This window comes from Mesorhizobium sp. M7A.F.Ca.MR.362.00.0.0 (genome assembly GCF_004023175.1).
Lineage (GTDB): Bacteria > Pseudomonadota > Alphaproteobacteria > Rhizobiales > Rhizobiaceae > Mesorhizobium.
The window spans coordinates 25,950-31,971 of record NZ_RZTF01000031.1; the positions used below are offsets into that span (position 1 = coordinate 25,950).

Annotated in this window: 4 protein-coding genes and 1 pseudogene (1 of these 5 running past the window's edge); 4 read left to right on the forward strand and 1 reads right to left on the reverse strand. The window is 62.7% G+C overall.

All coding sequences use genetic code 11. The features are described from left to right. From EOC06_RS41895 to gndA, 3 genes and pseudogenes are all read left to right on the forward strand, one after another. Window positions 1-348 (forward strand): annotated as a pseudogene (locus EOC06_RS41895) (copper resistance D family protein); its annotated part reaches 356 nt to the left of the window's first position; the annotation flags it as partial. A 182-nt stretch (window positions 349-530) separates the two neighbouring features. Continuing rightward, a complete protein-coding gene (locus EOC06_RS07045) occupies window positions 531-1,676 on the forward strand; it encodes a serine protease (protein ID WP_128307412.1) in 1,146 nt (381 codons plus the stop codon). Between the two features lie 231 nt (window positions 1,677-1,907). Next, complete coding sequence (gene gndA / locus EOC06_RS07050) at window positions 1,908-3,335, forward strand: NADP-dependent phosphogluconate dehydrogenase (RefSeq protein WP_128307413.1); 1,428 nt, start codon at window positions 1,908-1,910, stop codon at window positions 3,333-3,335. A 9-nt stretch (window positions 3,336-3,344) separates the two neighbouring features. On the opposite strand, the gene EOC06_RS07055 is transcribed toward gndA, so the two are convergent. Further along, window positions 3,345-4,400 (reverse strand): LacI family DNA-binding transcriptional regulator, encoded by a 1,056-nt coding sequence (locus tag EOC06_RS07055; RefSeq protein ID WP_032900915.1) that lies wholly within the window; start codon window positions 4,398-4,400, stop codon window positions 3,345-3,347. Window positions 4,401-4,803: 403 nt separating this feature from the next. On the opposite strand from EOC06_RS07055, the gene EOC06_RS07060 reads away from it, so the two are divergent. Then, window positions 4,804-6,022, forward strand: a 1,219-nt coding sequence (locus EOC06_RS07060; protein WP_245469382.1) for an ABC transporter substrate-binding protein, incomplete at its 3' end; no start/stop codon positions are given.

Sequence of the window (6,022 nt, forward strand, 5' to 3'; positions counted from 1 at the left end):
GCCCTGGCGATTGCGGCAGCGCAACCGGTGTCGATCCATATCCACGCGCTGCAAGCGATGGCCGATCTCAGCATCACTCCCGGCCATGCCGGCCCGGTCGTTGCCTCGATGGTCATCATGAGCGGCGATTTCGGCCCGCTGGACGCCAAGGAGGTGACGCTTGTGCTGTCAAAACCCGATTCCGGCATCGAGCCGCTGAAGCGCGCTGCGAGCAAGCCCGGTGACGGCAGCTGGCGCGTCGACAACCTCGTCATCCCGGTGCCGGGCCGGTGGACGGTGCGCATCGACATACTGGTCTCGGACTTCGAGATGGTGAAGATCGAGGCGCCCGTCGATATCAGGCCGTAGCGTCGGCCTTATGGTCCTCACGAAATAGCACCCGCAAAAAGGAGCGACCCAGTCGGCAAATGACGACTGTCAAAATGGTCGCTTTCGTTCGACCTTGGCGGCCATCACTTCGGTTTCGATGCCAATCGCGGTCGTCTCGCCCTATCGAGGCGCATTGGCAAGGGCAAGCGAGGACAAATCGCATGAAGAAGGATCAACGCCTCTCCACTGCGGGGAACGAGAATGCCGGGCGCAACAGGCGACCACCAAACCTCAAGGCGCTGGCTGCGCACATCGACCTTGGCGCTCTCATCGAAAAACTTGATCGTGATCCGACGGAGCCGATGCCTGTCGACATCATCAATCATCTCAGCCTGGGCCGATTTCCGGACGCCCGCAAGGTGGCTGAGCGGGTCTCTGCGCCGAAGGGCTATGTGCCGCGATTGGAATCGAGGCTCAACCTGCCTGTTGCGAAGGCCGTCGCGCGGCCTGAGGGCAAGCCGACGCGCACGGGCAGGCGAAACGAGGATCTGCTCAAGGCCTATGTTCCTCGCCATCTCGCCGTGCGAACGGTCCCACGGTTGCGACCGTTCTTTGCTGGACCGGACGGCGATATTGCCGTCAAGCGGTCGGGGCTTACGGCTATCGGCATGGATCTGGTGGCGTTTCCCTGGTCGGCGATAGGCCACATCCGCACCTTCTCCGAAGGCAAGGAGCTTCCAGGAGGCACCGCCTTCATGGTTGGGCCGAACCTGTTGATGACAGCCAGCCATGTCATGCCGTGGGACTACAGCGGCAACTGTCAAATCGAATTCACGCCGGCTATGTACCCGGGTCACTCCCCTCGCTTCGGCTCCACATGGGTCAGCGACTGGTATGGCGTCAGGCATGACGGCTTCTGGGATATGGCGTTCAAAGCGGATGCCAGCGACTATGCAATCTGCAGGACGATTGATCCGATTGGCAACGTCTGCGGCTGGCTGGGTACGCAGGCCTTCGACGACCACGATGAGTATTTCGACCATCTTTACATGAGCGCTGGCTATCCTGATTTCGCCGCCGGATACCCGGCTGTCGAGCTGGCTGCCTTCATCAGAGATGTCGACGGAGACAAGCATGCGCGCGAGCTTGAAACGACAAACTTCGCCGGCCACGGGTGGTCGGGAGGACCTCTGTTCGGCTTCATCCGCGACGACTGGCGCGTCGTGGGAGTTTGCCATGGCCAGGAAACCGAGTTCGTGGTTCCCTTCCCGCCTTGGAACCCGCCTTGGAATGTGAATCTGCTCTTTGCCGGAGGGGACGCAATGGTGGATTTGGTCTACCATGGCTATGCCAACTACAATTTCTGAACCCGCTTTTCCCTCGACGCCGGCACCTGAATTTCCCGGCGGCTGCGCCAATTGCCAATCTTCTCGGGCTCTGGTCTTCACGTTCGATCCGCGCAACACAATTCGGCGAGGCGGTTGACGCGGCCCGAAAGGCCCGTCAATCATCCCGTGAAGAATGGCATCCCGTGATGAATGGGCATCCCCGCAAATCGCGGGCTCGAACCAACAAGATCCGAAAGCAGGGAAGAAACGATGGAAAATGCCGAAATCGGCCTGATCGGCCTTGGCACGATGGGCTCCAACCTGGCGCTCAACATCGCCGAGCACGGGCACCGCATCGCTGTCTTCAACCGCACCAGGGCGCGCACCGACGCTTTCATAGAGAATGCCGGCGCGCTCAGGGACATGGTCGTGCCCTGCTACAGCCTGGAAGAGCTTGCCGCCGCGATCCGGCCGCCGCGCCCGATCATCATCATGGTGCTGGCCGGCAAGCCGGTCGACGAACAGATCGCGGCTCTGCGCGGCGTTCTGTCGGCCAACGACATCGTCATCGACGCCGGCAATGCCAATTTCCGCGACACGATGCGGCGCTTCTCCGAGCTTTCCGGCTCGGACCTCACCTTCATCGGCATGGGCGTGTCCGGCGGCGAGGAGGGCGCGCGCCACGGGCCGTCGATCATGGTCGGCGGTACGGAGGACTCGTGGAAGCGCGTCGAGAAGGTGCTGACGGCGATCTCCGCCAAGTTCAAGGACGAACCCTGCGCGGCATGGCTCGGCACCGACGGCGCCGGGCATTTCGTCAAGACCATCCACAACGGCATCGAATATGCCGACATGCAGATGATCGCCGAAATTTACGGCATCTTGCGCGACGGCTTAGGCATGGGGCCGAAGGACATCGGCACGGTGTTTTCCAACTGGAACAAGGGCCGGCTCAATTCCTACCTGATCGAGATCACCGCCAAGGTGCTGGCATCAGACGATCCGAAGACCGGCAAGCCGGTGGTCGACATCATCCTCGACCGCGCCGGCCAGAAGGGCACCGGCAAATGGTCGGTCATCGAGGCGCAGCAACTCGGCATTCCGGCGACGGCGATCGAGGCGGCGGTGGCGGCACGCGTTCTATCATCGATCAAGGACGAGCGGCTGGCGGCGGAAAAGGCCTATGGCAACGCCGGCGTCACGAAGATTTCAGGTGACAAGGATGCCCTGCTGAAAGATCTGGAACTGGCGCTGTTCGCCGGCAAAATCGCCGCCTACGCCCAAGGATTCGCGGTGATGAGCGGCGCCTCCAAGGAATTCAACTGGAACCTGCCGATGCCGACCATCGCCAGGATCTGGCGCGCCGGCTGCATCATCCGCTCGCAGATGCTCGACACCATGGCGGAAGCCTTCAGCAAGGGCGGCGCCTCGACCAACCTTCTGATGGCTCCGGCCTTCATCTCGCTGATGCAGGAAGCGCATCCGTCGCTGCGCCGCATCGTGGCGAGGGCTTCGGAGGCCGGTTCGCCGGTTCCGGCGCTGTCTTCCGCACTTGCCTATTTCGACAGCTACCGCCAGGGCCGCGGCACCTCGAACCTGATCCAGGCGCAGCGCGACTTCTTCGGCGCGCACGGCTTCGAGCGCATCGACGACAAGGGCGCTTTCCACGGGCCGTGGGGGAGCGGTGCGGCTGGCTAGCCCAAGGGCCTAAACGGAAACCGGCGGGCTGAACGCCTGAACCTCGCTGGTGGCGACCAGGCGCTGCAACGAGCCGGGTGCGGCGCCGCCGATCCAGCCGAGCACGGAGCGGGCGAGATCGGAGCCGGCCAGGCGGAAGTTCTCGTTGACGACGAGCAATTCCGGCCGGAACAGGTGCAACAGGTCCGACGACTGCTTGGACACAACATCGACGTCGCGGCCAAGCTTGAGGCCGGCATCCTCGATGCCGGCGACGATCGCCAGTGTCGCGGCGGCAGCGCTGCTGACGAAGCCGTCCGGCCTGTTCTCGCGGCGCATCAACTGCGCGGTCCTGGTCCTGATCTGCTCGATCGTGTGATCGATGGAAACGGTGTTGAACGGAATTTCGCTGGCTCCGACCTCGCTCAGCGCATCGGCAAAGCCGTTCAGCGTGTGGCCATAATAGGTCAGCCCGGGCGGCGGCGACAGAAGCGCCAGCTTGTGCCTGCCCATGCTCGCCAGGCGGCGCACGGCTTCCATCGCGAAAACATGGTTGTCGAAGTCATGGTAGGGATGGACGAGACCCATGTCGGTGCGGCCATGCGTGGCAAAGGGCATGCCGTGCTCGAGCATGTAGCGGGCGCGCGGATCGTTCGGTTGGGTGCGCGAAATGATGACGCCGTCGGCCGAGCCGGTCTCGACGAGATAGCGGATCGGCTCCATCGGATCCTGCGAGCGGGAATAGGGCGTGACGATCAGGTGATAGGGCGTTTCGGCGAGCACTTCCGAAACGCCGTAGATGATGTCCGAGACGAAGCTCATGATCTCGCGGTCGGTGTTGAGCACGAGGCTGATGACATTGGTCCTGCCGGTGCGCAGACGCACGCCGGCGCGGTTCGGCCGGTAGCCGATCTGCTTGGCGACGAGCTGGACGCGGCGCCTGGTTTCGGCGCCGATTTCCGGGGCATCCTTCAAGGCGCGTGACACGGTGGTGACGCCGAGCCCGGTCATGAAGGCAAGCGTCTTCAACGTCGGCCGTCCCTGTGCCGAGGTCTCCCCGTTCTTGTCCGTACGCTGTCTGTCCATTCGTCCCGCCCGTCAGGCGCATAGCAGCCGCGAGCCATGTCGGCAATCGCCGTCATGGCGATACGATATGCGTTCCAGCCCCGGTAAAGTCTCAATATACTGAAACGTTACAGATTGCCATATCGAGTTACATGTCCCTCGCCCACGAGGTGGATGGTTCTTTTGCGAAACGCTTGGGATTCCAGGAGAAATCGCCTCTGCCGCCGCCTTTTGCCCGTATCAGGCGGCATTTCGGTGTTTGCGCCGCAGCAAACCATGCTGCAGTGCATGAGAAGCGCGATCATTCATGCGAATTTGTTCGCGGTCCGAAAAAATATCGGGGGCGCTTCGTTGATGGGTTGCACAGCTCGCGCAATTGCCGTATCGAAAATCTGTAACGTTTCAGATTCTGGGAGGAGCCGAAATGCGATACAGATTTTTGACCGCTGCGCTGGCAGCGACGGCCGCGTTGCAGTTTGCCGGCCAGGCGGCCGCGACGGACCTGGAAGTCACCCATTGGTGGACGTCGGGCGGCGAGGCGGCGGCGGTTGCGGAACTTGCCAAGGCATTCGATGCGACCGGCAACCACTGGGTGGACGGCGCCATTGCCGGCTCCGGCGGAACGGCGCGGCCAATCATGATCAGCCGCATCACCGGTGGCGATCCGATGGGCGCCACGCAATTCAACCATGGCCGGCAGGCGGAAGAGCTGGTGCAGGCCGGCTTGATGCGCGACCTCACCGACGTCGCCACCAAGGGCAAGTGGACTGATGTCGTCCGGCCGAAGAGCCTGCTCGACGGCTGCACCATCGACGGCAAGATCTATTGCGTGCCCGTCAACATCCATTCCTGGCAGTGGTTGTGGCTGTCCAACGAGGCCTTCGAGAAGGCCGGCGTGCCGTTGCCGAAGGACTGGAATGAATTCGTGGCGGCAGCGCCGGCGCTGGAAAAGGCCGGCATCATCCCGCTCGCCGTCGGCGGACAGGCCTGGCAATCCTCCGGTGCCTTCGACGTCCTGCTTGCGGCTGTGGGCGGCACGGACACATTCCTCAAGGTCTACAAGGACAAGGATGCCAAGTTCGCCGCCGGGCCCGAAGTCGCCAAGGTCTTCAAGGCCGCGGACGATGCCCGCAAGATGGCGAAGAACACCAATGTGCAGGACTGGAACCAGGCGACCAACCTGGTCATCACCGGCAAGGCCGCTGGCCAGATCATGGGGGACTGGGCACAGGGCGAGTTTCAGGTTGCCGGCAAGACCGCGGGCAAGGATTACACCTGCCTGCCAGGCCTTGGGCTGAACGAGGTAATAGCCACGGGCGGTGACGCCTTCTACTTCCCGCTGCTCAAGGATGCCGACAAGAGCAAGGCGCAGGAGGTGCTGGCCGAGACGCTGCTCGATCCCAAGACGCAGGTTGCCTTCAATCTGAAGAAGGGATCCCTGCCGGTGCGCGGCGACGTCGATCTCAATGCGGCCAACGATTGCATGAAGAAGGGCCTCGCCATCCTTGCCAAGGGCGCCGTCATGCCGTGGACGGACCAACTGCTTTCGCAGGACACCCAGAAACAGAAGGAAGACCTTTTCGCCGAATTCTTCGCCAAGCCGGAACTGACCGTCGAAGACGCGCAGAAGCGCTTCGCCGACC